This is a genomic window from Haloplanus sp. XH21 (genome assembly GCF_023276355.1).
Classification (GTDB): Archaea; Halobacteriota; Halobacteria; order Halobacteriales; family Haloferacaceae; genus Haloplanus; species Haloplanus halobius.
Window position 1 is genome coordinate 2,128,795 of the sequence record NZ_JALLPL010000001.1, and the last position, 26,549, is coordinate 2,155,343.

Genomic DNA, 26,549 nt, shown 5'->3' on the forward strand with positions numbered 1-26,549 from the left:
CCGTCAGCCGTTCTCGACGGTCACGGTCGTAACCGATACGTGGAGGTACAGCACCGGGGGCGCACCGGGGCCGATACCCAGATTGACGTTCGTGACGGATGGATCGTGGGTGAAGTCGTTGGCCGGTTGGCCGTTGATAGTGATCTGTTCGCCGATGATGCTGCCCGTCATCTTCCCGTTCCCGTTCAGCGTGATGTCGGACTCGGGCGCGTAGAGCAGTCCGACGAAGACGGCGTTCCCTCCCATAGAGACATCGCTGGCGGAGTGGACCAGCACGCGGAAGTCGTCGGGTGAGCCACCCTCGTTCGCCTCGCCGAATTCGACATCGCCCTTCACGAACACAGTAGTGGTGTTATCGCCGGTGATGGTGACGCTGTTCGGTTCGAACGAGCCGTCGACGACGAGCGAGACGTTTCCATCACTGGTGTCGATCGAGATGTCGTCGTTTTTCACGTCGCTGTCGGTGTAGTACCGCCCCGAACTGTCGATGTCCGGCGTCCAGGCCTTACAGTCGTCGGAGTCGCGGCAGTCCTGGATCTGGCTCTCGATCCGGCTATCCGCCGAGCGGTAGTTGACATCGGTTTCCGAGGGCGACGGTGGATCGCCACCGTTGGCCCGGATCCCGCCATCGGTCGTCGAGAGTACGTTGTCGAACTCCTCTTTGAACGGGGTCTGTAACTCGATCTTGGCAGTCTGCTCGGCGTGATCGTACGTCACGTCGCCGGTGGTTCGATCTTCGAAAAACGCTCCCCACGCCTCGTAGTAGTCGCTCTGAACGGTCACGGTGACACGCCCCTGCGTGAGCGGGTTGGATCGTGACGCGTTCGGATACTTCCCCTCGACCGGCGTGGTCTGTGTGATCCGGGCTGAACGGCCGGTGAAGCCATCGCTTCGAACGCGGACCAAGGGGAGCGTCAGCGTCCCCTGTCGGTAGTGGAACTCCGGGGGCGACACCATCGTGCTCCCGCTCCCGTCGCTTCGCCAGACGCCACCGCCCTGGTAGGCCATCGTCGTCCGACCGCGATCGTATCTGACGGCACCCAGAGTCTCGTTGAGAATCGTCTCGTTGCCGTGCGTGCCGTTGATGATGCGAACGGTCATGCGACCGGCGTCGTTATCGACGCTGGTCGTCCCACGACCGTTCTCCCGGAGGCTGACCCGCTGGGAGTCCGACGAGCCGTGCGCGACCAGGCTCGCCTTCGAGTCCAACTGCGTCATCGCGTGCTCCGCCTGGGCGACATCCACCGACGTAGCCGATTCGTCAATGGCGTTCGCGCCGAACACAACGACGGTTCCTGCCCCGACGAGCGTGAGCCCGACGAGAAGAATCACCGCGAGCGGCTCCGACTGTGCCTGCCGGTCTCGAACGAACCGGTACAGCCAGGGGACTCGCGACCGCGACATAGCCAGAGAAACGGCGTCAGCGCGTAAAAGGTGACTGGCCGATTTTCGCCAGCGATAGTTGGCGAGACGCTCCGGTGGCCGCTCGTTACGCGAGCAAACCTGGGACGACTCGCCGCCAGATGACGGTGAGCACCGCGACGACGAGATACACGCCACACAGCGAGGCGGCGGTGTAGAGCACCAGTTGGGTGAGCGGCAGCGACGACGACGACATGGAGACGGCGGCGCTGACGGTGTAGCCGATGGCGAGCGCGTGGTGATACCAGGTAAAAAACGAGTCGTCGGAGCGGTCAGTCAGGATATCGTCGTCGGGCGAGGCAGGCATACGTCGGGGGTCGATGTGGAGAGAGAAAAGAGGTGGGGGCACGGAATCGTTCCGGGCAGTGTCTCTACGCCCCGAAACGATTATTTGGCGTCCAGAACGTCACTCGACTATGGACCCTGCCAAGCTGATCGGGGATATCATAAGCGTGCTCACGTTCGTGGCCGTCGTGGGAGCGCTGGTCTGGCTCGTCGTTACGCAACTGATCCCGTTTTTCTAGGCGGCGGTCAGTTGAGTGATCAGCCTATTCGGAAGTGGCGCCTCGTGGCAGATATCTACTGTTGGGCACGGACACGTTCCCCGAGTAGTACGGGCCCCGAACACTTATCGGCGCACCACCACTACCACCACCTATGAGCACGGGCCGCGAAATCCGCCTGATCGAGGAGGACGAGGGCGTCTGGTCGGCCATTGACGAGGAGCTGAACGTCGCCAGCCAGGGCGAAACCCGGGAGGAAGCCTTGGAGATGCTCGATGAGGCGGTCGCGCTCCACAAAGGCGAGGCTGGCGAACCGGTCACCGACGAGGACCTTCGGGAGCTGGGCATCGACCCCGAAAACGTGCCCGACGAGACGGTGGTTCCAGACGCGCCGTGGTTTGATTCTGCGGAGTAATTGTGGTTCAAACGCGATTCGCGGGCCGAGAGATCGTGAGTGCGTTGACTGAGATGGGGTATCGCCCGGTCGACCGAACGGGAAGCCATCTCAAACTCCGATATGTCCACCCTGAGACGGGCGAGACGCGGAACGTTACTGTCCCGCTCGGCCACGAAATCGGAGGAGATACGCTTCGGAAAATCGCGGAGCAGTGCGGCGCTAACGACTTCCACGCGTGGTGTCGCTGGATCGACGAGCATCGCTGACCCGTCTCTCACTTACCTCCTCGAACGCCAGTTCGGATTCCACGCACGCCGAAGTCGGCGAGCAGGCCCGCCATCCAGCGCGGTATCGACCGCTCTTCCCATCGAGGAATTGTCCGAGGGCTAGTTATTCGACTCTCTAGGTTCAAGTTAAAGGATTACGAGTTGACGCCGTATGACCAAAAGGGGCTGGGGTAGGTAACCAACCCGCATCGTGGAAGTCAAACCTCAGAAGTATAAGAGTATGCTCCAGGTGGGGGACCACCGGTAATGAGTTCCCAGCTGGAGGAGCAAGAGAAGAAGGAGAGGCTTCAGAATATCGACCCGTACGATTTCGAGAATTTTGTCGGGGAACTCTGGGAAAAAGAGGGTTGGACGACGTCGGTTTCGCAAGACACCAACGATCAGGGCATCGACGTAATTGCCGACAAGAAGGGAACGATTGACCAGCGACTCGCCATTCAGGCGAAGCGGTACAGCGCAGGCAACAAGGTCGGACGCCCGAAGATACAGCAGTACCATTCTCTGAAGGAACAGGACACGAATGCCGACGCTGCAGTAGTCGTGACGACGAGCGGATTCACGGCCCACGCGAAAAATTGGGCGCGCGAACACAACGTCAAACTCGTCGACGGTGACGATCTCGTCGAGATGGTGGAACGTCACGGTGCTCACGACCTGCTCGATGAATACGCTCCGCCGCTGAGCGAGATCGACGAGGAGCCGACCAAATCGACATCCACTGAGCAAAGCTCTGACTCGAAGAGTTCTACCACTTCGACATCCCCAACGACGACCGGGTAGGTGAAATGGGTGGTTTTAGCGACCCTCGTCTCCGGCGCGGGGTTCGCACTTTCGATCGATCCCTCTCTATTCCCCCTATTATCGGTGAATGGCGCTGCCTATCTTGCGATGGCGGGTTGGATGACTGCTCCTGTCTTTATCTTCCTTGACGCTCTGGGACTTCATCAGAATAATGCCGATAAGAAACCGAACCGTCTGATTTGGCCGAGTATCGCATTCTGCGTCCCGGTCTTAGCGCCGCTCGCACATAATACCGTAGATAGCAACTAATCTTGTCTCACGAGGCAGCTGAAGCATACTTCGAGAGTTTTTGAGGGGAGTGTTATGACCGTGGTGAGAGAATCGACTGCTTCGAACCACCATGGAATATCAAAGAACAAACTAGAGATCTTCCCGGTAATATAGCCTACTCCTATAAGCCAGAGAATATAGTGAGAGGAATAGAGAAAAATCCACACTTTTGGGGCAGTCATGATGAGGAAACAAAAGAGTGAAAATATATCAACAAAATTCTTCACACCTTCCCACAGAAGATACCGATATCGCGTCGGGCTGCCAGGATTAATCAGCCCTAGTAAACTTGTGTCTGGTGTATTGTGACACTGATCCATAGGGAGACACGTGTCTGAAATCTATTAATATGTAGGTAGAGATACTACCACCAACGAGAGTCAATTCGGGATCGGTACTGTAGTGCGACCACTTCTGTATTAAAACGCTGAATCGTCGCGGGATCGAAATCGTCGCGAGCGTCGCGAAGGTTCTGCTCGCTCTGGATCAGATGAGTGAGTGCAGCGTCGAGAACATCGCTCGTCGGTGAGTCGTCGCTGCCGTCGGCTCTCTCGTCAGTGTTGTATATGCGGATCATCAAGTGGATGTGAAGAAATCGCGACTGCATCGCTGACTGCCACCAAGATGTCGACACCAACTTCGGCTATCTGAATTGGCGGGTGAACCGCCCAATATTATCTACATCTACGAGACGACAGTCGATGGATCCAAGCATTGCGTCCCAGTCGATACGTCCGAAATCACGCTTGGCTGCGACGACGACTGCCTTCGGGATATCCATATTTCGGAAATCTCCCATCTCAGCGTACGCGCGCCGCATATGATTGATATACGTACTCTGATTCGATGAGCGCGATGTTTCTTTAACTTCGACATACCCCTTCCGAAGTCCATTCTCATCAAGTAGGACACAGTCTGCGGTCCATTTATTTCCGGACTGCCCAACTTCGGGTTGTTTCTTGCAGATATAGCTAGTTTCTCTTGCTAAGATATTCTGAACATGCTGTTCGAAATCGTCGTATTCTGTCGAATGTGTCATAGCTTCCGATCGATTGCAGTAATGAGCTCCATCTATACGCTTCGTCGGCTTCGAATACTCGTTGATCTACTCACATTCCAGACAGCCTAGGATTATAACACTTCGTTGAATAGTGGGTTCCATGCCTGACGGGTTGCCCTCCGGTGAGCCCTCCATTAACGATCTGATCGATGAAAGCTCGCACGTAGGCGGTATCTTCTCCATGGAGTATGATGAGTGCTCAATGCTTGTTAACGACTACTGGACACGTGAAGCCGGCGGCCTCCCCCGTCATAGTCTCCTAATAGCGCGTCCAATGGTGCAAGCTGTCGATCCTGAGGAATCGGAGACTGGTACCGACGAGTGGACTGTTCCGGGAACGGAAGTAGACTCCGAGAGTGAGGAAGAGTCCCCACTCATTGGAGACCCAAACCATGCAATGCTGCTACGGGTAATGGGTCCGGCCGAACTACCGACAGAGACGCGCCTCAAAACGAATCGTCATGACGCGATTCGACAGACTGTCACATCACAAAACGGCTCGAAACCCAGTGAAGAGGACGTAGCAGATCTACTCACACGCCGAGAGATGCAGTACTCAGGCGTGACTGCAAAGGTCCTCGGGACATTCTACTACGATACACCGAAAGATGATGAGCCGGATGTTGACAAACTCCTACGATATGGGTGCGATATTCAGAATGTCTTCTCGGCGGGGAACTACATAGTCTACAAGCTCCAAGATCAGGCCCTTTCGTGGGTTGGGAGTTACCCATCCCATCGGAGCGAGGTCCAAGTTGACCTTGGCGATGTAAAGTACACGAGTACTCAGATTTGGGATACAGACGATAACCGCCCGACTGTGTCGATACCGATTGACGATTTCATTGGGACGAAAACAGCTCTGTTCGGAATGACCCGAACTGGCAAATCGAACGCTATGAAGATTCTCGCGACAGCGATTGAAACGGCCAATGAACAAGTTGGTCAGCTACTGTTCGACCCCAGCGGCGAATATGCCTACACGAATGAGCAAGACGAGAAAGCCTTAGCTGATCTCGGGGAGAGGACAACGATTTATAAATTCGGTGCTCAGCCGAGTGAGGACAATGTGAAACCCCTTCGATCTGATCTTTTGGATCCAGAAAACATCGAGGTGGCACATTTACGCGTCCAGCAGGTACTATCCGACGAGACCAGCAACTATCTCAAGGACTTCCGCACCGTTCGACCCCCAACTGTTGACGATATTGTATCCTTAGATAGATCCAAAAAAGAACGGGCCAAACGAGTTCGGCGCAAGTCCGACAGACGAGGACTGTTCGCCACGTCTCTGGAGTTGCCTCCTCCAGTTTACTGGCGTAGCAACAGGCTGCATACCCCTGTTTATCGCAATCGTAGCAAATCACAGGAGCAAACTCAGGAGATGGCTGATCATCGCGGATATGAGCGACAACGCGCACCAACTCGTCGGCAGACTCGCGGTTTACGTTTCCCCGTCCGTACCCACTCCCGTCCTCGACGGTACCGCCGTCGGTGATCAGCGGCTTCTGCTCACCAGTCGCGAGCTCGCTCTCGCGGCGCCGTTGGTAAGCGTCGCGGGCTTCAGGCTCGCAGTCGATAGCGACCCACTCCCGTCCGAGTCGCTCGGCGGCGATCGCGGCCGGCGCCGTGCCAGCACACGGAACGACGACCGTCTCGCCGGGCTCGGTGATCGCGTCGATCCACGCCTCGTAGGGCTCGACGGGCTTGACGCTCCCCCAACCGTAGCGGTCCTGCGGCCGGCGGGCGATCTGCCGAGCGGACTCGGACCACCGGCGATCTGTCTCGCCTTTGTGCGCGAAGACGACAGGGTAGCCGCCCGTAGAACCGTACATCCCGGGAGTGCTCCGGTCGGGCTCGCCGCTCGACGACGTGAGCGTGACACCGCCGACCTTTCTATATCCGTTCTGGTACGTCTCCGCGGCGTCTCCCCAGTTCTCCCGAAGGTAGTTGACAAGTCGGGGGAGAAGCCAGTCGTCGGCGTCCGCTATCAGCCAGCCACCGGGTTTGAGCACCTCTCGGCAGGCCGAGAGGGTTTGCTTTGTCTCGGCAAAGTCGTGCGTCGGGTACTCCACACCGAAGGCATCCCCGCGCTTTGGTCGCGCCCAGGCGTCGTCGAGCGCGACGACCGCCGCGGACTCGCTCGGGAGCGAGCGCAGCTCGGCCAGCGCGTCGCCGACCCGGTAGCGGTCAGTACCGTCCGCGTCCGTACCGCCGTCCGTCCGCGGCCCCTCGCCGCGGTCCACGTCGTCCGTCTCCGGCTGTCCGTTGCACGGTCCCCGGACCCCTCCGAGTCCGGTCCTGTTGCATTTCTGGCAGCGGTACTCGGAGATTCCGGACTGATACGTTACAAGGGGGAGCAGAACGTGTTGCTCACTCCCGCTCCCAGAGTGACCGCTCATGCCTCCCCTCCGTCGCGCCGGTACTGGCGCCACAGCATCGCGTTCTCTTCGGCGATGTCGACGTCGAGGTCGGCGACGACGATCTCGTTGCGGACGTAGGCGAGCAGCATGGCGGCGAGGTGGGCGCACCACCCGTGATGGTTGTGACCCAGACAGTCGCACTCGCCGACGGGCTGGCCCGAGCGTGTACCGAACACGACGCGGTGACGATCACCGTCGCCGACGCGGACCATCCACTCGGCGCGGTTGATCGGCTCGACGCGCGTCTCTTCCTCGCGAGCACGTTGCCAGGACGTCGAGTCGTCGAAGTCGTCGGGCAGGTCGATTTCGGGATACCCGCCGACCGGCGTCTCGGTGCTCACCGCTCGCCACCCCCGTTACACTCGGGGCAGGTCCGGCGAGGAAGGCCTCCGCGCGACGTGGTCATGATGAGACGCGTCCCGCAGGTCGGGCAGTGGCGTCTCATGGCATACACCACCCGTTGTCGAGCGCAGGACACTTGTAAGGAAAGCGAGGGATGAAGCCGCCGCAGTATTCGCAGATCGGCGGCTCACCGTCGCTATTGTCTTTAAGGACGGTATGGGGTTGGAGGGATTTGAACCCCCGATCGACTGATATCTCCGGTCGTGCCTCGGTACTCCAGAGGGTCGTCGTCGCGCAGCGATGATCAGTCGCGCGCTCGGTATATCAGTCTGGAGTGTCGTCACCGGGCGTGGCCTCTGGAGTCAGTCGCCATGCCGGGCTTGGCCACAACCCCTCGACAAGTCGTTACCCGAAGGACGGTAAAGGGATTTCGGTTATCGGTCGTCGGCAGACCAGTCGCATTCCTGGCATTTGTAGCCCGTGATCAGCTCCGTCACCGAGGGCATGTACGCGACGGCGAGGACATCACCGCCACACTCGGGACAGTCGCGGTCGGCGTCCTCGATGTCGTCGGCCTCCATCGGTCGTTCGCCCTCGATCAGTTCGGCCAGGCGTTCGGCGGTCACCATCCGCCCCTGCACGACGCGGTTGCTCATACGAACCGGAGGGGGTGAAGACAGGTAAGCCCTGCGTACCCGGGGGGGCGGGGTTCTCCGTGACCGGTAACTTTTGGTACTCGCAGATAGTACGACCGGATGAGATGGGAGTACACGGGAGACACACCGTGGGGGCGTGGAAACTGTGACTGCACCGTACAGCTACGAAGGAATGCTCGACCTGGGACCGGGCGAGGGGTCGAAGTACGTCTGTTCGAAGTGCGAGTCGTCGTTCGACGACGACCACTACCTCTGTCCGGTCTGCGGAACGCTGACGCTCGAACGCCGCCGACCGACGGCGGAATCCTAAACCGCGCGGTGCGATCCGTCCCGGGCACTCCCCGGGGAGGAGCAATACCTTTTACCGTCCCGTCGTAACGTCCCGTCGCCGAACGGAATCGGCGGTCCCATGACTTCGTCACCACCCAGCGTACTCATCGTCGAGGACGAGACCGAGCTGGCGGAACTGTTCGCCCAGTGGCTCTCCGAGGAGTACGACGTTCGTGTCGCGACGAGCGGCGAGGAAGCGCTGGAGGAGGTCGACGAAGACATCGACGTGGTGTTGCTCGATCGCCTGATGCCCGGCATCTCGGGCGACGAGGTGCTCGAAACGATCCGCGAACGCGACCTTTCCGTCAGAGTCGCGATGGTGACGGCGGTCGAACCTGATTTCGACGTCCTCGAGATGGGGTTCGACGACTACGTGGTCAAGCCGCTCTTCCGCGAAGACCTCCAGCGGCTTGTCAGCGGGCTACTCGAACGCGACGAGTACGACCAGCAGCTGGCGGAGATGTTCGCCACTGCCTCCAAACTTGCCGCCCTGGAGTCACACAAGACGGAGGCGGAACTCGCCGAGAGCGACGAGTATCGCCGCCTCAAAGACGAGTTCGAAGACACACGCCACCGGATCGAAGAACTCGAATCCCGGATGGAAACAGGGGATTTCGAGGCGGTGTTTTACGATTTCGAAGACGCAGATCTGTAACCAGGGGCCGTCGCCACGGACCGAGAATCGGACCAAGCTATTTGTATCGCGACGTTGACATTCGGATGTATGGCACGCGCCGAATCCGGAGCGACCGCGAGTGGTGGAGAATCGATCGTGAGCCTGCCCGAGTCCTCCCTCGGCTACCTGCCCATCGTACTGGCCGCCGTGACAGGAGTGATCCACCTGTTCCTAGCCCCGCAGGTGATCGGCTTCAGCCAGACGCTCGGCATTCTCTTTGCCCTCAACGGCCTGGGCTTTCTCGGCGGCACCGCCATCTATCTGACCCGATACTGGCAGCGGGAACTCTTCGCCGTCGCCGCCGGCTACGCCCTCGTCACCTTCGTCGCCTTCTTCCTGTGGGGCGGGTTCGACGGCTTCGCGTCGGCGTTCTACATGGGCGGTGAACTCAACGTGATGGCGGTCATCGCGAAGACCGCGGAAGTCCTGCTCGTCGTGAGCGCCCTCGCACTGTATACGAATACGGAGACCTGACGGAGCGACAACAGCTATCGATCGGAGAGATCCGCCGACGGCGACACCACGAGGTGTGTCCGGCGGTCACATTCCGCAATCGTCGAAGATGCCCTTCGACAATATATTGCCACGAACACCCAGGTTTTTATCCTGCTCGTCCCTCAGTTCGACCATGAGGAGTCCACCTGAGACGAGCGAACTCGATACACCGTCACGAATTCTGATGGGCCCCGGCCCGAGCATGATCGACCCGCGCGTGCTCCGAGCGATGTCGACGCAGGCGCTCGGCTACATGGACCCGTCCTTCCTGGAGATCATGGACGACATCCAGGAACTGCTCCGGTACACGTTCCAGACGGACAACGAGTGGACGCTCGCGACCAGCGGCACGGGCACGGCGGCGATGGAGACGGCCATCGGCAACATCGTCGAACCCGGCGACACGATGCTGGTGCCCACGAACGGCTACTTCGGCGACCGGATGGGCAAGATCGCGCGCCGCGCCGGCGGCGACGTGGTCACCGTCGACGCGCCGTGGGGCGAACCCCTCCAGCCCGCGGACGTGGCCGACGCCTTCGACGAGCACCAGCCCGATGTCTTCGGCTTCATCCACGCCGAGACGAGTACGGGCGTCTGCCAGCCGAACGTCCCCGAACTGACCGACATCGCCCACGACCACGACGCCCTCGTCATCGCCGACTGCGTCACGTCCCTGTCCGGCGTCGAACTCCGTATCGACGAGTGGGGCATCGACGCCGCCTACGGCAGCCCCCAGAAATGCCTCTCCTGTACGCCCGGCGCGACGCCGCTCACCATCGGCGAGCGGGCGCGCGAGAAGATCGAGAACCGCGATACCGACACCGGCTCCTGGTATCTCGACCTGGATCTCGTCATGGAGTACTGGGGCGACGAGCGCAACTACCACCACACCGCGCCGACGACGAACTTCTACGGCCTGCGCGAGGCGCTGCGTCTCGTCGCCGAAGAGGGGCTGGAGAACCGCTGGGAGCGCCACCGCGAGGTCGCCGGCGAGCTCCGTGCCGGCCTGCAGGACCTCGGTCTCGAACCCGCTGCCGAGAAGGAGTACTGGCTCCCCAGCCTGAACTCCGTCGAGGTGCCTGACGGCGTCGACGACGCCGCCGTCATCGACTTCCTGATGGACGAGTACGACATCGAGATCGCGAGCGGTCTCGGCGCGCTCGAAGGCGACATCTGGCGCATCGGCTGCATGGGCTACTCCGCTCGTCGACAGAACGTCGCTGCCCTGCTGGCGGCGATGGAAGACGCGCTCGAAGCCCAGAACTACGACGTCGACGAACCGCCGATCGAGGCGTAACGCCGACTACTCGGCGTCCATCGGCGCGTCGTGCAGTTCGACGGCCGTCTGTCGGTGCCGACACTCTTCCAGTGCGTGTTTCGCCACGATGCCCGCGTCGTGAGCGGTCGCGCCGCGCCCCACGCCGACCTTGAGATCGACGCCGACCGACTGCTCGACGTGGTCGATGGCGCCGTGGTACGCCTCGGCGTCCAAGTCGGGCGTGACGGCGATGATGTTGTCGCCACCGACGAAAAAGGAGAGGCCGCCGTGCTCCTCCCGGAGATACCGCATCAGCGTCGCGTATCCCTGTTCGATCTGGATGAACGAGTCGAACTCGTTGAGTCGGTCGGTGTACTTCTCGGTCGCGTCGTTCACGTCGAAGTGAGCGATGGCGACGTCGTCGTCGGTGGTGTCGTCGATCGGCTCGCCGGACAGTACCTCGCGGCGCTCCTGATCCTGTGCGCTTCCCGCTCGCTGCAACCGTTCGGTCGCTCGTTCCAGTGCGACCGCCGGATTCGGATCGGTGCCGATACCGAGGCTGACGGTGACCGGGTAGCGGTTCCCCGTCGACTCCTGGAGGAGCCGATGGTCGTCGGCATCGAGGCCGTTGGTCACGGCCACCATGTTGTCGAAGCGGGTGAAGAAAATGTACCCACCCCGGTGGCCGACGAACTGGGCGAGGTCGGCGAACAGCCGAGACTGGAGGGTCTGGAGATCCATCTCGCGTCGCGGTTCCGGCGTCACCGTCCACGGCCCGTAGTTGTCGATCTGAACGAGCGTCAACTGCGTGTTCGTCACGGTACCGGAGGCTAGGTGGGCTGCTTGATGGCTCTTTGGTTCCGTCCGGCCGCGAACGCGGGGTTCAACTACGCGTCGCGCCTATGGCGGCTATGTCCTATCGCGGAGCCATCCTCGACGTGGATGGGACGGTCGTCCGTGGCGACGAGCCGATCCCGGGCGCTGCCGACGGGCTCGACCGCCTGGCATCGGCGGGCCTCCGGCGCCTGTTCGTCTCGAACAACCCGACCAAGCGGCCGCCGGCCTACGCTGACCGGCTCCGTCGCGCCGGTTTCGACGCCGCGCCCGACGAAATCGTCACCGCCGGAACGATCACCACCGACTACCTCGCCGAGCGACACGCCGACGACGCGCTGTTCGTCGTCGGCGAGCAAGCGCTGGTCGAGCAGTTGACCGACACCGGGTTGACGGTCGTCGACGACGGGACACGGGCCGACACCGTCGTCCTCTCCATCGATCGCTCGTTCGACTACGACCGCCTCGCGGCGGCGCTGCGGGCGTGTTCGGGCGAGGCCACCATCGTCGGCACCGATCCCGACATGGTGATCCCGGCCGCCGAGGGAAACGTTCCGGGGTCGGGCGCAATCATCAACGCCGTCGCGGGCGTGGTCGGCCGGGAGCCGGACGTCGTCCTCGGCAAACCGTCGGCGCCGGCCCGCCGGCTCGTCCGCGATCGGATCGGTGTCCCGCCCGCGGACTGTCTAGTCGTCGGTGACCGCCTCGACACCGACATCGCCCTCGGCGAACGCGCGGGGATGACGACGGCGCTGGTCCGGACCGGCGTCACCGACGACGACGACCTGGCCGACAGCGAGGTGACGCCGGATCACGTCCTCGACTCCCTCGGCGACATCGGGCGGGTGCTCTAGCCACGGAGCAGGTTCAACACCTCGTCGACGACGCCAAGTTCGACCGCGACGACGTAGCGGTTCCTAGGCGTCAGCGTCGTCCCCGAACGGGCGACGCGTTCGCCCTCGTCGTCCGAGACGACGAGCGTACCGGAGGGAAACCGAACGTCCTGCAGTTCCTTCCCGGCGGCGGGTGCGCCCTCGGCCATCCGGATCTCCATGATGTCGAGCGTGCCCGTCACGTCGGCGAGCGTCCGAACGCTCTCCCCCTCGATTTCGTTGACGGCCGTGCGCGCACCGGCGTGCTCGGGAAAGACCGTGGCGTCGACGAACCGGTCGTACTGCGCCTTGCGGCCGTGGTCGATGCGGGCGACCGTCCGGACGTCGTCTGCCAGCTCCGACGCTTCCATACAGACCGCCAGGTTCAGCCCCGCGTGGCCGGTCAGCCCAGCGATCACGTCACAGGATTCGACGCCGGCCTGCTGGAGGATATCCGGATTCGAGGCGTCACCCTGGACGACGGTCGCGAGATACTCGTCGGCGAGCGCCGCACACCGCTCCTGATCGGCGTCGATCACCGTGACGGTGTGCCCGCGGTCGTCGAGCAGCGCCGCTGCCTGAAGGCCGACACGTCCGCCGCCCGCGATGATGATGTCGAGGTGACTGGTCATGGTCAATCGGATGACTGTTGGGTCGTCGGTCGGTCGGTGTCGCCGCTCGGCGTCGACAGGAGTCGCGTGTGGACGACGTAGGCGACGCCGCCGAGCAGGATCCAACCGGCGCTGAGAACGAGCGCCCGCGGATCGCTCCGGAACAGATGTCGGATCAGAACGCCGGTCAAGAGCAGATTGAGGCCGATGCCCACCAGCGGCGGGATGGGGTAGTACGGCAGTTCGTACGGCCGGGTCATATCCGGTCGCTCCCGGCGGAGTTTGATGACGGTGGCGTTGACGACGATAAAGGAGAGGAGAAAGAAGAGACTGGAGACGTTGCCGGCGCTCTGGGTGGGCAACGCCACCGATCCGGCCATCACCACGCCGCTGGCGAGGATGGCGACCAGCGGCGTTCCGTAGCGGTGGTGGAGTTGGCCGAAAGAGGGGACGAGTTGCTCCTCACGGCCCATCGAGAACGCCACGCGCGAGGCGGAGATGACCACGGCGTTGAGCGCGGTCAGCGTCGAGAAGACGGCGCCGAAGACGATGATCGACCCGCCGTTTTGCACGAGGGGAAGCCCCGTCAGGACGAAGATGCCCGCGCCGATCATCGCCCCCATGCTGATCATCGTCGCGTCGAGGAGGCCGAGGCTGGCCTCCGGCGAGCGCTCGCCGTGGCTGCTCACGGGGGCTTCCCTCCCGGCGATGCTGGCGAAACCTGCTTCGACAGCCACTCGACACGGTCACGGCAGCCGCCGATATGTCCGCAGACCATCCTCCGACTGTCGGACTCGAGGGCGGCGGGACCAAGAAAGTGCGCGATAAACCGTCTGACGCAACTTTATTTGTGTGCAAGGCAGTACCACGTCGTATGGCACCGAACCACAGCCCATACGTCTTCCGCGAACCGATCGGGGACGACGGAGACGACGACGATCACCCGACGACCGAGGGCCAGGAGGTCGTCATCGTCGACGGGCAGGCGATGAGTTACCGGTGGTACCGGGGTCGTCGCCGCTAGAGCTAGAAGGCGTCGCCGTAGACATCGATGTCGGCCGCGAGGCCGTCACGAAGCGCCGCGTCGACGTGACAGATATCCTCCGCACGCTCGACGATCTCGGCTAGCGTCTCGTCGTCGATGTCCGCTTCGACGTGGATCGCAAAGTGGATCGACGCGAGATCATCGTCGTCGTCGAGCGTGGCGTCGGCATCGATCTGTACCTTGCCGAGATCGTCGTGCCCACGCTGCTCGCCGCCGACGCGGAACGCCGGGAGGAAACAGGAGGCGTAGGTCGCCACGAGGGCTGCGTTCGGGTTCGGGCCGTCCTGGTCGGTGGCGTCGATCGTGAACTCGAAGTCGCCGACCTGATTGACACACGCGAAGCCTTCCTCGCTGACGGTGATGGTTTCGATGTCACTCATTCCGTCGAAAGGAACGGCCTGTGGCGCCTAAATACTATCCCTCGACCGAGAACTACTTCTCGGCGTAGGGTCGCTCGAAGGCGAACGACTCGTCGCCGTCGAGGACGTACACCTCGGCGTCGGACCCGGTCGCTCGCACCTCGCGCTCGAACTGATCGATCTCGACTTCGATCGGCGGGAACGTGTCGTAATGCATCGGGAAGACGTGGTCGACGTCGAGCCAGTCGGTCGCGATGCCGGCCTGGGTTGGCCCCATCGTGAAGTGGTCGCCGACGGGCAGGGCCGCGGCGTCGGGTTCGAGATACGTCCCGATGACGTCGCGCATCTCCGTCATGAGACCGGTGTCGCCCGCGTGGTAGAACGCGAAGGACTCCTCGTCGGTCTCCTGGGTGGGGACCGTATCGCTGATGACGTAGCCGGCGGGCATCCCCGCGCTGTACTCGTAGTCCGTCGCGATGCCGTTTGAGTGGTCCGCGCGGTGCATCGTCACGTACGCGTCGCCACACTCGACGGTGCCGCCGAGGTTCATGCCGATGGTGTCCTCCATCCCGTGTTCGTCGGTGACCCAGCCGACGAGTTCGGGCGTGCCCACGACCGTCGCATCGGGGAACTCGGCGACATCCGCGACGTGGTCGGCGTGGCCGTGGGTCAAGAGGACGTAGTCCGGCGCCGGCACGTCGGACGCGTCCAGCGAAGTCTTCGGGTTGTCGAAGAAGGGGTCGATCAGCATCGTCGTGTCGTCGACCGTGACGTGCCACGTGGAGTGGCCGTGCCAAGTGAGTTCCATAGTCGTCCGGAAATTGTCCCGAGACCACCGTCAAAGTTGCCCCTACGTGACGGCGTCCCGAACGAGGAAGGCTTATTTCGTGGGCGGGTGACCCACACCCCATGCGACGCGTCAGATTCCGCGATCCCGCAGGCATGGTTCGGTCAGGCGAGTGGCACGGCGACGCCGTCAGTTTCGCCGACGACACCTACGACCTCGACGAGGTGACGCTGCTCTCGCCCTCGGACCCCTCGAAGATCATCTGTATCGGCATCAACTACGCCGATCACGCCGAGGAGACGGGGATCGACGTCCCGGATCGGCCGATGCTCTTCTTGAAGACGCCGAACACGGTCGCCGCCCACGGAGACACCATCACCCTCCCCGAAGGCAAAGAGCAGGTCGACTGGGAGGCCGAACTCGGCATCGTCATCGGCGAGCAGTGCCGCAACGTCGACGCCGCGGACGCCGAGAGCGTCATCGACGGCTACACCGTCGTCTGTGACATCTCGAACCGCGACGACCAGCAGGAGGAACAGAACTGGGTGCGCGGCAAGGCCTTCGACGGCGCCGCCCCGATGGGACCCGTCGTGGCCGACCCCGAACACCTCCCCGACGACGCCGACGTGCAACTCCGCGTCAACGGCGAGACGAAACAGTCCTCCGACATCTCGCAACTCATCTTCTCCGTCCCGGAACTCATCGAGGAGATCTCGAGTTACATGACGCTCGAACCCGGCGACGTGATTTCGACGGGCACGCCGTCCGGCGTCGGCGGCCTCGAAGACGGCGACGAGGTCGAAGTCGAGATCGAAGGCGTCGAAACGCTGCGATTCACGGCGCGCCGCGACTGATACGGACAACGATCCGCATACCTCCGCCGCCGTTTTTCTCCGCCACCGCAGAAGGCAAGCCATAAATTTAGGCTTGCCTAATCCCTCACCGAATGGATCTGACTCGACGGGACGCGCTCGCGGCGCTCGCGGCGACGGGCGCGGCGGTCGGCGGCACGGCGCTGCTCCGAGACGACGGGGACAGCGAGGCCACCGAGGCGGCGGTCCCCGACGACGCTCTCGCTAGCCTCGTCGCCGTCGCCCAGGTGGTCTACCCCGACGAGGCGACGGGTATCGAACCGTTCGTCGAAACGTACGTCGCGGGACGCCTCGACGACCCGGCACACCGCTCCGGCGTTCTCGACGCCGTCGCCGAACTCGACGCGACGGCCCGCGACTGGTTCGACGCGCCGCTCACCGACCTCGACCCCGAGACTCGTGACCGACTGCTCCGTGACCTCGGCGTCGACGTGGCCGGCCCGAACCCCGATGGCAACCTCTCGGACCGGGTGCGGTTCTACGTCGTCAACGAACTCCTCTACGCCTTCTACGCCTCGCCGACCGGGGGTCGGTTGGTCGGCATCGAGAACCCCATCGGCCACCCCGGCGGGACCGAGAGTTATCAGCGCGCGCGAATGGAGGACGATGGCTGACGTGGATCGATCGCCGTCCGCGCGGGCGGACATCTGCATCGTCGGCGCGGGGCCCGCGGGCGCCATCGTCGCCGCCCGTCTCGCCGAGACGGGGCACGACGTGGTGGTCCTCGACGCCGGCCCACGCTTCGACCTCGACGACCGCACGGACCAGCTCGACGCCCACCTCCGACCCGGCGTGGATAGCGCGGCGCAAAGCGCCGCGGAAAACCGGCCAACGGCCGGTGATGGACTCTGGGGCATGGGCGGCGAGCGCGACGCCTACACCTCCAGCGGCCCGAAGGGCTACCCGCTCAACGCCGCCCGCGTCAAGGGCGTCGGCGGCTCGACGCTCCACTGGCAGGGGATGGTGATGCGCCTCCACGAGCGCGACTTCGAACTCGACTCGCGCCACGGCGTCGGCGCCGACTGGCCGATCGACTACGGCGACCTGCGGCCCTACTACGCCGAGGCGGAGCGCGAACTCGGCGTCGCCGGCGCCGACGACAACCCCTTCGCGCCGCCCCGAGAGGAACCCTTCCCCCTCCCTGCCTTCCCGCCTTCCCACAGCGACTCGATCTTCGCGGAGGCCTGCGAAGCGCTCGAACTCCCGATGCACTCCGTGCCGAACGCGCGCAACTCCGAACCCCACGACGGCGCGTCGGCGTGTGTCGGCTACGGCACCTGCAAGCCGGTCTGTCCCTCGGGGGCCAAATACACCGCGGAGCGCCACGTCGCCCGGGCCGAGGCCGCCGGCGCCCGCGTCATCGACCGCGCACCCGTTCAGCGACTCGTCCACGACGACGCGGGCGAGCAGGTCGAGGCCGCCGTCTACGCCACGCCCGACGGCGACGAACACCGACAGGAGGCTCGCGCCGTCGTCCTCGCCTGCGGCGGCGTCGAGAACGTCCGCCTCCTCCTGCTCTCCGCCTCCGACGAACATCCGGACGGTCTCGCCAACTCCTCCGACCTCGTCGGGCGGCACTTCATGGATCACTGCTTCGCGGGCGTCGGCGGCCGTATCGACCGCCCCACGCGACAGAACCACGTCGGCTTCAACACCAGCGAGTGTCACGCGCTCTACGACGGGGAGGACCCCCTGCCGGGCGTCAAACTCGAATTCCTGAACTACGCCGGCCCGTCGCCCGTCATCGACGCCCTGCACGCCGAGGAGTGGGGGGACGCCCTGCTCGACTCGTTGCAGGACTCGTACGGCACCCACCTCGCCGTCGGCGGCCTCGTCGAGCAGTTCCCCGACGCCGAGAACCGCATCACGCTCGACCGCTCGACGACCGACGACCACGGCAACCCCGTTCCCGAGGTCCACTGGTCGGTCGGGGCCGAGACCAGGGCGGCCATCGAACGCGCAAACGAGGTCCAGCGGGCCATCCTGGCGGAACTCGGCGCCGACATCGACTGGGTGGTCGGCCCCGACGAAACCGGCCCGGCGTTCCACCACATGGGGACGACACGGATGGGCACCGACCCCGACGAGAGCGTGGTCGCCCCCGACTGCCGAGCGCACGACCTGGACAACCTCTGGATCGGCGGCAGCAGCGTCTTCCCCACCGGCGGCGCCATGAACCCGACGCTCACGATCGCGGCGCTGAGTTGTCGCCTGGCCGACCGCCTGGATGCGTGGCTCTGATAGGCACCCGTTTCCCGCCCCTCTAGTAGCCTTTGTAAGTCAGCGCACACCTGATCGCACGCAGTCCGGCGATCAGGTGTGTACACAATTCCAAACGCCACTATATTGGCCACGCTTAAGCGTCACCGTCCGCATCCTCCACCCATGCAACCACGCGATCTCTCGCACCTCTCGCCGTACGTCCCCGGTCGTGGCGCCGAGGAGGTCGCCCGCGAACTCGGGATGGACCCCGCGGACCTCACGAAGCTCTCCTCGAACGAGAACCCCCACGGGCCGAGTCCGGCGGCCGTCGACGCCATCCGGGAGACGGCCCCCAACGTCGGCGTCTACCCCAAGGCCTCGCACACCGACCTCGGCGACACCCTCGCCGACCAGTGGGGCGTCACGCCGGAACAGGTGTGGGTGACGCCCGGCGCTGACGGGGCGCTTGACTACCTCTCGCGGGCCTTCCTCGAACCGGGCGACCGCATCCTCGCGCCCGAACCCGGCTTCTCCTACTACCGGATGAGCGCCCGCTACCACCACGGCGAGGTGGCGACGTATCACCTCGACAAGGCGGACGACTTCGCCCAGACGCCCGACACCGTCCTCGACGCCTACGACGGCGAGCGCATCGTCTATCTCACGACGCCGCACAACCCCACCGGGTCGGAGTTCGCTCGCGAGGACATCGAGACGCTGGCCGACGCCGTCGCCGATCACACCCTCGTCGTCGTCGACGAGGCCTACGCCGAATACACGGACGCCCCGTCGACCATCGACCGCCTCGACGCCTACGACAATCTCGCGGTCACCCGGACGTTCTCGAAGGCGTACGGCCTCGCCGGCCTGCGGGTCGGCTACGCCATCGTCCCCGAGTCGTGGGCCGACGCCTACGCCCGCGTCAACACGCCCTTCGCTGCCAGCGAGGTTGGCTGTCGGGCCGCCATCGCCGCCCTCGACGACGACGACCACCTCGAAACGACGATCGAGACCGCGCGCTGGGCGCGGGAGTATCTCCGCGAGAACCTCGACACGCCGACCTGGGAGAGCGGCGGCAACTTCGTCCTCGCCGAAGTGGGCGACGCGAGCGCCGTCGCCGAGGCCACCCAGCGACAGGGCGTCATCATCCGCGACTGCACGAGTTTCGGCCTGCCGGCCTGCGTTCGCGTGTCCTGTGGCACCCGCGAGAGCACGCGCGAGGCCGTCGAGGTCATCAACGACGTGCTTCAGGAGGTGACGGCATGAGCGACGACGGCGTCGACTACCGCGTCGCCGTCACCGGCACGCCCGGCACGGGCAAGACCACGGCGACGACGCTGCTCGACACGCCAGTCATCCACCTCAACGACCTGATTCGAGAGGCGGGGCTCTGGACGGAACGCGACGAGGAGCGGGAGTCGCTGGTGGCCGATCTCGACGCCGTGCGGGAGGCGCTCGGCGACTGGTCGGGCGTCGTCGAATCCCATCTCGCCCACCACCTCGACACCGACGAGGTGGTCGTCCTCCGGTGCCGGCCGGACGTGCTCGAAGAACGCCTGCGTGACCGCGGTGCGAGCGAGGCGAAAGCGAGCGAGAACGCCGAGAGCGAGGCGCTGGACGTCATCCTCTCGGAAGCGGTCGAGCGCCACGGCACCGATCACGTCTACGAAATCGACACGACCGACCGGACGCCCGCCGAGGTGGCCGCGGAGATTGAGGCGGTCATCGAGGGCGAGCGCAATCCGAGCGCGGGCGAGGTCGACTTCATGGACTACCTATGACCCTCGATCGCCTCCGGCCCATCGCGGAGCTCGTCCTCGATCCGATGGCGACGGCCGCAGACCGAGTGGGTCTCACGCCGAACGGCGTCAGCGTCCTCGCGTTCGGCTTCGCCGTCGGCGCCGCCGTCGGATTCTACGTCGCGACGCCCCTCGGATACGTTCTCGGTGCCGCTTGCGTCCTCGCCAACGGCTGGCTGGACCTGCTGGATGGCGCGCTTGCCCGCCTGCAGAACGTCGACTCCCGCGCCGGCGACCTGCTCGATCACGTCCTCGACCGCTACGCCGACATCGTCCTCGTCATCGGCCTCGCGGCGGGCATCGACCGCTACGGCCTGGGGCTGCTGGCCGTCACCGGCGTCCTGATGACGTCGTATCTCGGCACGCAGATCCAGGCGGTCGGATTGGGGCGGGAGTACGGCGGCCTGGTCGGGCGCGCGGATCGCCTCGCGCTCGTCGGTATCACGGGCGTCGTCGCCGCCGTCGTGGGGCAACCGGTCGGCCCCCTCCCGGTCGTCGGCTGGCTCCTCGTCCTCTTCGCGCTCGTCGGGCATCTGACGGCGCTCCAGCGGTTCTGGGGCGCGTGGCACGACCTCTAACCGCCGGGCGCACCTTTTATCCCCGGCCACCCGCTAGGTCGGGTATGCCCCAGTGTGAAATGTGCGGTGCCGAAAGTTCGTCGCTCACGACGACGAAAGTCGAGGGGGCGGAACTGGAACTCTGCGACGACTGTGCGGACTTCGGAACGGAGGTCCGGACCGAGTCGAGCAGTTCGTCCTCGACCAAATACTCCACGTCGTCCTCCTCGTCTTCTTCGTCTTCGTCTTCGTCCTCGTCGTCAGGCGGGTCGAGTTCGACGAGCGGCGGGTCACAGCGCCGTAGCGACATGTTCGACGATATGGATGAAATCGTCGCCGACTACGACGACCGCATCCGGAACGCCCGCGAAGAGCGCGGGCTGAGCCAGGAGGAACTCGCCGCCGAACTCAATGAGAAGGCGAGCCTCATCCGCAAACTCGAACGCGGCGACATGCTGCCGAGCGACGCGGTCCAGCGCGAACTCGAATCCGAACTGGACATCTCGCTGTCCGAAGGCGCGAGCGACGAGGACGCCGAGTGGTCCGGCGGCTCCTCGACGACGACCACGCTCGGCGACGTCGTCAAGCGCAAGGACTGAACTTCTATATCGGTCGCTCCGTAAACCCTCGGGCATGTCCCGAGAGGTAGCCGAATCGTTCACGCTCGGCGCTGCCCAGATCGAACCGGTGTATCACGACAGCGAGGCGACGCTAGACAAGACCTGCCGGTGGATCGAACGTGCCGGTGACCGCGATGTCGACGTGCTGGTGTTTCCGGAGACGTACTTCCCGGGGTACCCCTACTGGCGTCGAAGTACGTCCATCGCCCGCTGGACCGATCTGATGGTCGACCTGCAGGAACACAGCCTCCACGTCGACAGCGACGCCGTTGCCACCATCGGCGACGCCGTCGCCGAGGCGGACCTCCATCTCGTTCTCGGCACCAACGAGGTCGACGACCGGTCGGGGAGCGAGACGCTCTACAACTCGCTGTTTTTCTTCGACCGCTCCGGCGAGCTGGTCCGTCGCCACCGCAAACTCATGCCCACCCACGACGAGCGCAGCATCTGGGGGCGCGGCGACCCCGCCCACCTCGCAGTCCACGACACCGACGTGGGGCGACTCGGCGGGCTCGTCTGTTACGAGAACCACATGACGCTGTCGAAGGCGGCGCTCTGCGCACAGGGCGAGGAGATCCACGCCGCCGTCTGGCCCGGCTTCTGGGAACAGCACGGACATCCCGGCGACAAGACGCGCGCCGAGTCGGCGGCGGCCCGCGACACCTGCGACATCTACCCTGCCGTCCGTGAGTACGCCTTCGAGACCCAGTCGTTCGTCGCCTCGTGTTCGGCCTACATGAGCGACGACGTTCCCGAGGGGTTCGAGGAGGGAGAACTCGGCTTCGGTGTGGGCAACGGTGGAAGCATGCTCGTCAACCCCGCCGGGATCGTGAAAGCCGGCCCCGCCGTCGGCGAGGAGACGCTCCTGACCGCGGAGTTCGACCGTGACGAGCGCCGCGCCACCAAAGCTTACTTCGACGCGATGGGCCACTACGCCCGATGGGACGCCGTGAACCTGGAGGTGCGCGACGACCGCCTCGATCCGATCCATCGGCACGGACACGACGAGGGCCGCTCCCTCTCGGCCGCCACTGCGCAGTCACTCGCCGAGGAGTACGACGTCTCCATCGAGGCCGTCGAGGCCATCGCCGACGCCGTCGAGAACGACTAGCCTTTTTGTCGCCGCGTCACCCTCCCCTCGTATGTTCATCCTCGTCAACCTGAAGGCGTACCCCTGCGACCCGGTCGCCGTCGCCGAGGCGGCCCGCGACGTCGCCGAATCGAGCGGCGTCCGCATCGCCGTCGCGCCACAGACGGCCCATCTCGACCGCGTGGCGGCGACCGGCGTCGAGACGTGGAGCCAACACGTCGCGCCCATCGAACACGGCAGCCACACCGGCCACACCCTGGCCGAGGCCGTCGCCGATGCGGGCGCGACCGGCACCCTGCTCAACCACTCCGAGCGCCGCCTGCGCCTCGCCGACATCGACGCCGGTCTCGACGCCGCCGAGCGGGCCGACCTCGAGACGGTCGTCTGTGCCAACAATCCCGATCAGGTGGGTGCGGTCGCAGCGCTCGACCCGGACGCCGTGGCGGTCGAACCCCCCGAACTCATCGGGGGCGATGTCTCGGTCAGCACTGCCGATCCGGGCATCGTCGAGGGGGCCGTCGCCGCGGCGGACGCGGTCGACCCCGACGTCGATGTCTACTGCGGGGCCGGCGTCTCGACGGGCGACGACTTGGCCGCGGCCGCGGATCTCGGTGCGCGTGGCGTCCTCCTCGCGAGCGGCGTCGCCAAGGCCGACGATCCGCGCGCGGCGCTCGAAGCCCTCGTCTCGGGCGTCTAAAGGATCTCCGCGTCGGTGGGCGAGCGCGGATCGTCGTCGCCGTCGTCGCCGCTCCCCGACGCCATCTGTCGGCGCGTCGCGTCGTCGGCCGACGCCGGCGCGCCGCCGTTTTCGTCCACGAAGACGGCGTCCTCGTCTACGAATCCGTCGTCACCCTCGACATCCTCGTCGACGACTTCCACCTCGTCGCGCTCGTCGGCGGCGCGGATGTCCTGTTCCTCGGCATCGAGCACCGACTCGTCGACGAACGCTTCCTCGACCGCTCGAACCGCCGCATCGAGCGCGTCGCCCTGGAGATGGTCGTCGAAGGCCGCCGCGACTCGATCACGGAGCGCGTACCGGTACCGGTCGCCGTCGACGTGTTCGACGAACCCGGCCGTCCGGAGCGGGCGGTTTCGGCCGTACGCGATGGGGCGGTCCGGCGTTCCGCCCGCAGCGACGTGGGCGTCCACCGGATCGGCGACGCGCTCGTGCCGGTAGTGGGCGAGCATCTCCTGTGAGATGTCGGGGAGGTCGGCGATCTCCGCGCGCAGATCGGCGACGACCGCCTCGCGGGTGCCCGGCGTCGCGTCGCGTTCGGACGCGTCCGGGTCGTCGTCCGTTGCCGACGCGGGATCGGTCTCGGTCGCGCTCCCGTCGTCGCCCATCGCCGCAGCGTCGAACGTCACGTCGGCCATCGCGACGGTGTCGGCCGGGGTGTCCGAATCGCCGTCGACCGTATCGTCCGCCGTCGTCTCCGCGCCGTCGCCGGACTCGCCGTCCGGTTCGTACGCCTGGAGTTCGACCTGATCGGTGGGGAGGTCCTCTACGCGCGCGAAATTCCGCCCGTCGCCGCCGCGGTACGGCGCCTCCGTCTTCTGGAGCATCGCCTGCGCGAACTGGTCGGCCATCCGCGACAGGTCGCGGGCCTCCGCCAGTTCCGCCTCGAGTTCCTCGATGCGGGCCTCCTTCCGGTCGAGTTCCTGGCGCAGGTCGGCGAGTTCGCTCTCGCGGCGCTCCTGTTCGTCGCTGATCTCGCGGAGGTCGGAGACGAGGTCGTCGCTCACCGACTTGAGTTCCGGGCGCTCGAAGTCGTCGAGGCCGGGCGTCGCGCCCGCGTCGAAGGTGCGCTTGCGGTGGAACTGCACGCGCCGCACCGACTCGCTCCAGTCGGTCATCAGGAACGCCTCGCCGTCGCCCAGGTCCTCGACGGCGTTCGCGTGTTCGGCGTCGATGATCCGACTCACGACGTTCGTGTCGTTGTTCCACGTCAGGCGGTGCCACACCAGCCAGTCACACTGCGTGATGAAGTCCTTCTTCACGTCGGCGGGGCGCTGGCTGATGCCGACGATACCGAGGCCGTGTTTCCGGCCCCGTTTTCCGATCTTGATCAGCATCTTCCCCGTCTCGTCGAGGCCGCCGCCTTCCGGGATGTACTCGTGGACCTCCTCGACGAGCATCAGGAACGGCTTTTTCAGTTTCTTCTCCTTGGCAAAGAGGTGGCGGGCGACCGACAACAGGAGTTCCTTCGCCTCGCTGTCGTCGAGATAGCCCGACACGTCGAGGATGATCGGGACGTTGCCCTCCAGCGCCAGCGACGCGAGTTTCTCGGCGTGTTCCGGGCTGACCTGGATGTCACACTCGTCGTCCGCGCCCGCGTGCAGAAGTTCGAACTCCTCTTTCAGACCGTAGTACTCCCCGTCCGTGTCGACCACCAGAACGGGAAAGTTGTTCGCGAGAAGGTTCTCGACCAGCACCGAGGCGGTGTTCGACTTGCCAGATCCGGATTTCCCCGTGACGAACCCCCGACCGGTGAGCAGTTCCACGACCGGGAGCGAAACGGGCGTTCCGGGGTCAGCGTCGGCGGTGCCGCCCGGGCCGTCGCTCACGTCCGCGACCGTGATCGTTTCCGTATCCGTCTCCGTCATCGGCCTGTGAGAGGGTCCCGTCCCCCATAGTTCCGCGTCAGACGCGCGTCCGCTCCCGGCTGTCGTACTACGCGTCGAAATCAGTCAACGACGACTGGCCATCGGTCCCGTCGGCGTCCGTAGAGACCGCCTCGCCGTCGCTCGAATCCGTCCCCTCCGCACCGTTCCACCCGTCCAGTCGCGCCTGTTCCGCGGCGTCGAACTGCAGATTCGACACCCGCACCCCGAGTTTCCGGACCGTCTCCTCCGAGAACTCCGCGAGGAGGTCGAGCGCCACCTCCCGAACCAGATCGGCGTCGGCGACGGGGCCGGAGAGCGACCGCTCCCGCGTGTTGACATCGTAGGGCGGGGTGATCACCTTGATGCCGATGGTGCGGTACAGGGCACCCTTGCTCGCGGCCCGGTCGGCCACGTCCGCCGCGAGACCGGCGACGACCTCTCGCTTGCGGTCGTCGGCCGCCGTCGCCTCCGTGAGCGCCGACTCGCGGGCCAGGCTCTTGGGTCGCCCCGTCGGCGTCACCTCCCGGTCGTCGTGTCCCCGGGCGCGATCGTAGAGCGTGCGCCCGCGCTCGCCGAACCGATCCCGGAGCGTTCCGGGGTCGGCCGCCGCGAGATCGCCCGCCGTCTCGATGCCCAGCTCGCCCAACTCCCGAGCCGTCACCGGCCCGACGCCGTGGACGGCCTCGACGGGGAGCGGTGCAAAAAACTCCTGCACGTCGCCGGGTTCGACCACCACCAGTCCGTCGGGTTTGTCGCGGTCGCTCGCCACCTTCGCGGCGCTCATGTTGGGCGCGACGCCGACGCTCGCCGGGACACCGACCTCGCGGGCGATTCGGTCCTTGAGATGACGGGCGTACCCCTCGGCGAGCGTCCGGCCGTCGACCGTCGTCCACGCCGTCCGCTCCGTCACGTCCAGATACGCCTCGTCGACGCTCACTTCGCGGATCCGCTCGGCCGACTCCCGGAGGATGGCCTTGATGCGGTCGGCCACCTCGCGGTAGTACTCCAGGTCGACGGGGCGGTAGTAGCCAGCGTCGTCGACGTCGAGGGCGGGGTCGTCGCGGGCCCGTGCCATCCGCGGCAGTCGGTCGAGCGCCTGCGAGATGGGCTGGGCGCTCTCGACACCGGACGCCCGCGCCTCGTAACTCGCCGTGGCGACGGCGCCGTGGGGTTCGCCGGACTCGTAGCCCATGCCGACGACGACAGGTTCGCCGCGCAGTCCGGGCTCGCGCAGCCGCTCACAGGAAGCGTAAAAGCAGTCCATGTCGACGTGACAGACGATGCGGTCCTCGGCGTCGTCGACGTCGGCCCCGGGGAGCGTCCCGCCGGCATCCATACGTGTGGCTGGGTCGCGGACGACCCTCAAGATTCCGCTCG

At 64.9% G+C, this 26,549-nt stretch carries 30 protein-coding genes, 1 tRNA gene and 2 pseudogenes; 19 read left to right on the top strand and 14 right to left on the bottom strand.

What is annotated here, in order from left to right; genetic code table 11:
- Window positions 1–3: 3 nt before the first annotated feature.
- Window positions 4–1,404 (bottom strand): DUF7289 family protein, encoded by a 1,401-nt coding sequence (locus MXB53_RS11135; protein ID WP_248897569.1) that lies wholly within the window; start codon window positions 1,402–1,404, stop codon window positions 4–6.
- An 85-nt stretch (window positions 1,405–1,489) separates the two neighbouring features.
- Window positions 1,490–1,729: a hypothetical protein gene (locus MXB53_RS11140; protein WP_248897570.1), complete on the bottom strand. Its 240-nt coding sequence runs from the start codon at window positions 1,727–1,729 to the stop codon at window positions 1,490–1,492.
- Between the two features lie 350 nt (window positions 1,730–2,079).
- Between MXB53_RS11140 and MXB53_RS11145 the strand changes: the two genes are divergently transcribed.
- From MXB53_RS11145 to MXB53_RS11155, 3 genes are all read left to right on the top strand, one after another.
- Window positions 2,080–2,340 carry a type II toxin-antitoxin system HicB family antitoxin gene (locus MXB53_RS11145; RefSeq protein ID WP_248897571.1) on the top strand — a complete coding sequence of 87 codons (261 nt, stop codon included), beginning with the start codon at window positions 2,080–2,082 and terminating at the stop codon, window positions 2,338–2,340.
- 2 nt (window positions 2,341–2,342) lie between these two features.
- Entirely contained in the window at window positions 2,343–2,588 is a 246-nt protein-coding gene (locus MXB53_RS11150; RefSeq protein WP_248897572.1) for a type II toxin-antitoxin system HicA family toxin, read from the top strand.
- Window positions 2,589–2,855: 267 nt separating this feature from the next.
- The gene (locus tag MXB53_RS11155; protein ID WP_248897573.1) at window positions 2,856–3,389 is read left to right on the top strand and encodes a restriction endonuclease; all 534 of its coding nucleotides are present in this window, start codon (window positions 2,856–2,858) and stop codon (window positions 3,387–3,389) included.
- A 655-nt stretch (window positions 3,390–4,044) separates the two neighbouring features.
- On the opposite strand, the gene MXB53_RS15965 is transcribed toward MXB53_RS11155, so the two are convergent.
- Window positions 4,045–4,287: a DUF7386 family protein gene (locus tag MXB53_RS15965; RefSeq protein WP_425601204.1), complete on the bottom strand. Its 243-nt coding sequence runs from the start codon at window positions 4,285–4,287 to the stop codon at window positions 4,045–4,047.
- Between the two features lie 1,000 nt (window positions 4,288–5,287).
- Here MXB53_RS15965 and MXB53_RS15970 point away from each other — a divergent pair.
- Window positions 5,288–5,815, top strand: a pseudogene (locus MXB53_RS15970) (helicase HerA domain-containing protein); the annotation flags it as partial.
- A 91-nt stretch (window positions 5,816–5,906) separates the two neighbouring features.
- On the opposite strand, the gene MXB53_RS11160 reads toward MXB53_RS15970, so the two are convergent.
- The 4 genes from MXB53_RS11160 to MXB53_RS11175 all read right to left on the bottom strand — a co-directional run bounded on the left by MXB53_RS11160 (window position 5,907) and on the right by MXB53_RS11175 (window position 8,161).
- Complete coding sequence (locus MXB53_RS11160) at window positions 5,907–7,142, bottom strand: hypothetical protein (protein ID WP_248897574.1); 1,236 nt, start codon at window positions 7,140–7,142, stop codon at window positions 5,907–5,909.
- Window positions 7,139–7,504: a hypothetical protein gene (locus MXB53_RS11165; protein WP_248897576.1), complete on the bottom strand. Its 366-nt coding sequence runs from the start codon at window positions 7,502–7,504 to the stop codon at window positions 7,139–7,141. Before MXB53_RS11165 ends, MXB53_RS11160 begins: the two co-directional genes overlap by 4 nt.
- 218 nt (window positions 7,505–7,722) lie before the next feature.
- Window positions 7,723–7,899 (bottom strand) — tRNA-Trp (locus MXB53_RS11170).
- A gap of 40 nt (window positions 7,900–7,939) precedes the next feature.
- Window positions 7,940–8,161, bottom strand: a complete 222-nt coding sequence (locus MXB53_RS11175; protein WP_248897578.1) for a DUF5795 family protein — start codon at window positions 8,159–8,161, stop codon at window positions 7,940–7,942.
- A 145-nt stretch (window positions 8,162–8,306) separates the two neighbouring features.
- Here MXB53_RS11175 and MXB53_RS11180 point away from each other — a divergent pair, with 145 nt between their 5' ends.
- The 4 genes from MXB53_RS11180 (at window position 8,307) to MXB53_RS11195 (ending at window position 10,959) form a co-directional block, all read left to right on the top strand.
- Entirely contained in the window at window positions 8,307–8,471 is a 165-nt protein-coding gene (locus MXB53_RS11180; protein ID WP_248897580.1) for a hypothetical protein, read from the top strand.
- 99 nt (window positions 8,472–8,570) lie between these two features.
- The gene (locus MXB53_RS11185; protein WP_248897581.1) at window positions 8,571–9,146 is read left to right on the top strand and encodes a response regulator; all 576 of its coding nucleotides are present in this window, start codon (window positions 8,571–8,573) and stop codon (window positions 9,144–9,146) included.
- 69 nt (window positions 9,147–9,215) lie between these two features.
- Complete coding sequence (locus MXB53_RS11190; protein ID WP_248897582.1) at window positions 9,216–9,641, top strand: DUF7475 family protein; 426 nt, start codon at window positions 9,216–9,218, stop codon at window positions 9,639–9,641.
- A 154-nt stretch (window positions 9,642–9,795) separates the two neighbouring features.
- Window positions 9,796–10,959, top strand: a complete 1,164-nt coding sequence (locus MXB53_RS11195; protein ID WP_248897584.1) for a pyridoxal-phosphate-dependent aminotransferase family protein — start codon at window positions 9,796–9,798, stop codon at window positions 10,957–10,959.
- A 6-nt stretch (window positions 10,960–10,965) separates the two neighbouring features.
- Here the strand turns inward: MXB53_RS11195 and MXB53_RS11200 are convergent, their stop codons facing one another.
- The gene (locus tag MXB53_RS11200) at window positions 10,966–11,739 is read right to left on the bottom strand and encodes a GTP cyclohydrolase III (protein ID WP_248897585.1); all 774 of its coding nucleotides are present in this window, start codon (window positions 11,737–11,739) and stop codon (window positions 10,966–10,968) included.
- Window positions 11,740–11,831: 92 nt separating this feature from the next.
- Between MXB53_RS11200 and MXB53_RS11205 the strand changes: the two genes are divergently transcribed.
- Window positions 11,832–12,608, top strand: coding sequence for an HAD-IIA family hydrolase (locus MXB53_RS11205; RefSeq protein WP_248897587.1), 777 nt, complete (start codon window positions 11,832–11,834; stop codon window positions 12,606–12,608).
- Here the strand turns inward: MXB53_RS11205 and MXB53_RS11210 are convergent.
- Both MXB53_RS11210 and MXB53_RS11215 read right to left on the bottom strand, forming a co-directional pair.
- Entirely contained in the window at window positions 12,605–13,258 is a 654-nt protein-coding gene (locus tag MXB53_RS11210; RefSeq protein ID WP_248897588.1) for a potassium channel family protein, read from the bottom strand. The genes MXB53_RS11205 and MXB53_RS11210 overlap by 4 nt on opposite strands.
- Before the next feature lie 2 nt (window positions 13,259–13,260).
- Window positions 13,261–13,887 (bottom strand): annotated as a pseudogene (locus MXB53_RS11215) (APC family permease); the annotation flags it as partial.
- Between the two features lie 224 nt (window positions 13,888–14,111).
- On the opposite strand from MXB53_RS11215, the gene MXB53_RS11220 reads away from it, so the two are divergent.
- The gene (locus MXB53_RS11220) at window positions 14,112–14,261 is read left to right on the top strand and encodes a hypothetical protein (protein WP_248897591.1); all 150 of its coding nucleotides are present in this window, start codon (window positions 14,112–14,114) and stop codon (window positions 14,259–14,261) included.
- A gap of 2 nt (window positions 14,262–14,263) precedes the next feature.
- Here the strand turns inward: MXB53_RS11220 and MXB53_RS11225 are convergent, their stop codons facing one another.
- Entirely contained in the window at window positions 14,264–14,662 is a 399-nt protein-coding gene (locus tag MXB53_RS11225) for an OsmC family protein (protein ID WP_248897592.1), read from the bottom strand.
- A gap of 52 nt (window positions 14,663–14,714) precedes the next feature.
- On the bottom strand, window positions 14,715–15,449 hold the full coding sequence (locus MXB53_RS11230) for a metal-dependent hydrolase (RefSeq protein WP_248897593.1): 735 nt from the start codon (window positions 15,447–15,449) through the stop codon (window positions 14,715–14,717).
- 101 nt (window positions 15,450–15,550) lie between these two features.
- Here MXB53_RS11230 and MXB53_RS11235 point away from each other — a divergent pair, with 101 nt between their 5' ends.
- The 9 genes from MXB53_RS11235 to tpiA all read left to right on the top strand — a co-directional run bounded on the left by MXB53_RS11235 (window position 15,551) and on the right by tpiA (window position 23,265).
- The gene (locus MXB53_RS11235) at window positions 15,551–16,282 is read left to right on the top strand and encodes a fumarylacetoacetate hydrolase family protein (RefSeq protein ID WP_248897594.1); all 732 of its coding nucleotides are present in this window, start codon (window positions 15,551–15,553) and stop codon (window positions 16,280–16,282) included.
- 92 nt (window positions 16,283–16,374) lie between these two features.
- Entirely contained in the window at window positions 16,375–16,914 is a 540-nt protein-coding gene (locus tag MXB53_RS11240; protein WP_248897595.1) for a gluconate 2-dehydrogenase subunit 3 family protein, read from the top strand.
- A 1-nt stretch (window position 16,915) separates the two neighbouring features.
- Window positions 16,916–18,541, top strand: coding sequence for a GMC family oxidoreductase (locus tag MXB53_RS11245; protein ID WP_425601218.1), 1,626 nt, complete (start codon window positions 16,916–16,918; stop codon window positions 18,539–18,541).
- Window positions 18,542–18,685: 144 nt separating this feature from the next.
- Window positions 18,686–19,768, top strand: coding sequence for a histidinol-phosphate transaminase (hisC, locus tag MXB53_RS11250; protein WP_248897597.1), 1,083 nt, complete (start codon window positions 18,686–18,688; stop codon window positions 19,766–19,768).
- Window positions 19,765–20,283 carry an adenylate kinase family protein gene (locus MXB53_RS11255; protein WP_248897599.1) on the top strand — a complete coding sequence of 173 codons (519 nt, stop codon included), beginning with the start codon at window positions 19,765–19,767 and terminating at the stop codon, window positions 20,281–20,283. The genes hisC and MXB53_RS11255 overlap by 4 nt, the downstream gene beginning before the upstream one ends.
- Complete coding sequence (locus MXB53_RS11260) at window positions 20,280–20,879, top strand: CDP-alcohol phosphatidyltransferase family protein (RefSeq protein WP_248897601.1); 600 nt, start codon at window positions 20,280–20,282, stop codon at window positions 20,877–20,879. Before MXB53_RS11255 ends, MXB53_RS11260 begins: the two co-directional genes overlap by 4 nt.
- A 44-nt stretch (window positions 20,880–20,923) precedes the next feature.
- Window positions 20,924–21,457 (top strand): multiprotein bridging factor aMBF1, encoded by a 534-nt coding sequence (locus MXB53_RS11265; protein WP_248897605.1) that lies wholly within the window; start codon window positions 20,924–20,926, stop codon window positions 21,455–21,457.
- 34 nt (window positions 21,458–21,491) lie between these two features.
- Window positions 21,492–22,589: a carbon-nitrogen hydrolase family protein gene (locus tag MXB53_RS11270; protein ID WP_248897607.1), complete on the top strand. Its 1,098-nt coding sequence runs from the start codon at window positions 21,492–21,494 to the stop codon at window positions 22,587–22,589.
- Between the two features lie 31 nt (window positions 22,590–22,620).
- The gene (gene tpiA / locus MXB53_RS11275) at window positions 22,621–23,265 is read left to right on the top strand and encodes a triose-phosphate isomerase (RefSeq protein ID WP_248897609.1); all 645 of its coding nucleotides are present in this window, start codon (window positions 22,621–22,623) and stop codon (window positions 23,263–23,265) included.
- Here the strand turns inward: tpiA and MXB53_RS11280 are convergent.
- Both MXB53_RS11280 and dinB read right to left on the bottom strand, forming a co-directional pair.
- Entirely contained in the window at window positions 23,262–25,172 is a 1,911-nt protein-coding gene (locus MXB53_RS11280) for an ATP-binding protein (protein WP_248897611.1), read from the bottom strand. The two genes, tpiA and MXB53_RS11280, sit on opposite strands and share 4 nt — an antisense overlap.
- Window positions 25,173–25,239: 67 nt before the next feature.
- Window positions 25,240–26,508, bottom strand: a complete 1,269-nt coding sequence (dinB, locus tag MXB53_RS11285) for a DNA polymerase IV (protein WP_248897613.1) — start codon at window positions 26,506–26,508, stop codon at window positions 25,240–25,242.
- Window positions 26,509–26,549 lie beyond the last annotated feature (41 nt).

Coding starts and splice junctions, on each gene's coding strand:
- MXB53_RS11220 (WP_248897591.1), top strand. CDS start 14,112: ATGGCACCGAACCACAGCCCATACGTCTTCCGCGAACCGATCGGGGAC.
- MXB53_RS11145 (WP_248897571.1), top strand. CDS start 2,080: ATGAGCACGGGCCGCGAAATCCGCCTGATCGAGGAGGACGAGGGCGTC.
- MXB53_RS11270 (WP_248897607.1), top strand. CDS start 21,492: ATGTCCCGAGAGGTAGCCGAATCGTTCACGCTCGGCGCTGCCCAGATC.
- MXB53_RS11265 (WP_248897605.1), top strand. CDS start 20,924: ATGCCCCAGTGTGAAATGTGCGGTGCCGAAAGTTCGTCGCTCACGACG.
- MXB53_RS11195 (WP_248897584.1), top strand. CDS start 9,796: ATGAGGAGTCCACCTGAGACGAGCGAACTCGATACACCGTCACGAATT.
- MXB53_RS11135 (WP_248897569.1), bottom strand. CDS start 1,404: ATGTCGCGGTCGCGAGTCCCCTGGCTGTACCGGTTCGTTCGAGACCGG.
- dinB (WP_248897613.1), bottom strand. CDS start 26,508: ATGGATGCCGGCGGGACGCTCCCCGGGGCCGACGTCGACGACGCCGAG.
- MXB53_RS11155 (WP_248897573.1), top strand. CDS start 2,856: ATGAGTTCCCAGCTGGAGGAGCAAGAGAAGAAGGAGAGGCTTCAGAAT.
- MXB53_RS11230 (WP_248897593.1), bottom strand. CDS start 15,449: ATGGAACTCACTTGGCACGGCCACTCCACGTGGCACGTCACGGTCGAC.
- MXB53_RS11205 (WP_248897587.1), top strand. CDS start 11,832: ATGTCCTATCGCGGAGCCATCCTCGACGTGGATGGGACGGTCGTCCGT.
- hisC (WP_248897597.1), top strand. CDS start 18,686: ATGCAACCACGCGATCTCTCGCACCTCTCGCCGTACGTCCCCGGTCGT.
- MXB53_RS11280 (WP_248897611.1), bottom strand. CDS start 25,172: ATGACGGAGACGGATACGGAAACGATCACGGTCGCGGACGTGAGCGAC.
- MXB53_RS11260 (WP_248897601.1), top strand. CDS start 20,280: ATGACCCTCGATCGCCTCCGGCCCATCGCGGAGCTCGTCCTCGATCCG.
- MXB53_RS11210 (WP_248897588.1), bottom strand. CDS start 13,258: ATGACCAGTCACCTCGACATCATCATCGCGGGCGGCGGACGTGTCGGC.
- MXB53_RS11225 (WP_248897592.1), bottom strand. CDS start 14,662: ATGAGTGACATCGAAACCATCACCGTCAGCGAGGAAGGCTTCGCGTGT.
- MXB53_RS11190 (WP_248897582.1), top strand. CDS start 9,216: ATGGCACGCGCCGAATCCGGAGCGACCGCGAGTGGTGGAGAATCGATC.
- MXB53_RS11185 (WP_248897581.1), top strand. CDS start 8,571: ATGACTTCGTCACCACCCAGCGTACTCATCGTCGAGGACGAGACCGAG.
- MXB53_RS15965 (WP_425601204.1), bottom strand. CDS start 4,287: ATGCAGTCGCGATTTCTTCACATCCACTTGATGATCCGCATATACAAC.
- MXB53_RS11240 (WP_248897595.1), top strand. CDS start 16,375: ATGGATCTGACTCGACGGGACGCGCTCGCGGCGCTCGCGGCGACGGGC.
- MXB53_RS11235 (WP_248897594.1), top strand. CDS start 15,551: ATGCGACGCGTCAGATTCCGCGATCCCGCAGGCATGGTTCGGTCAGGC.
- MXB53_RS11160 (WP_248897574.1), bottom strand. CDS start 7,142: ATGAGCGGTCACTCTGGGAGCGGGAGTGAGCAACACGTTCTGCTCCCC.
- tpiA (WP_248897609.1), top strand. CDS start 22,621: ATGTTCATCCTCGTCAACCTGAAGGCGTACCCCTGCGACCCGGTCGCC.
- MXB53_RS11255 (WP_248897599.1), top strand. CDS start 19,765: ATGAGCGACGACGGCGTCGACTACCGCGTCGCCGTCACCGGCACGCCC.
- MXB53_RS11140 (WP_248897570.1), bottom strand. CDS start 1,729: ATGCCTGCCTCGCCCGACGACGATATCCTGACTGACCGCTCCGACGAC.
- MXB53_RS11175 (WP_248897578.1), bottom strand. CDS start 8,161: ATGAGCAACCGCGTCGTGCAGGGGCGGATGGTGACCGCCGAACGCCTG.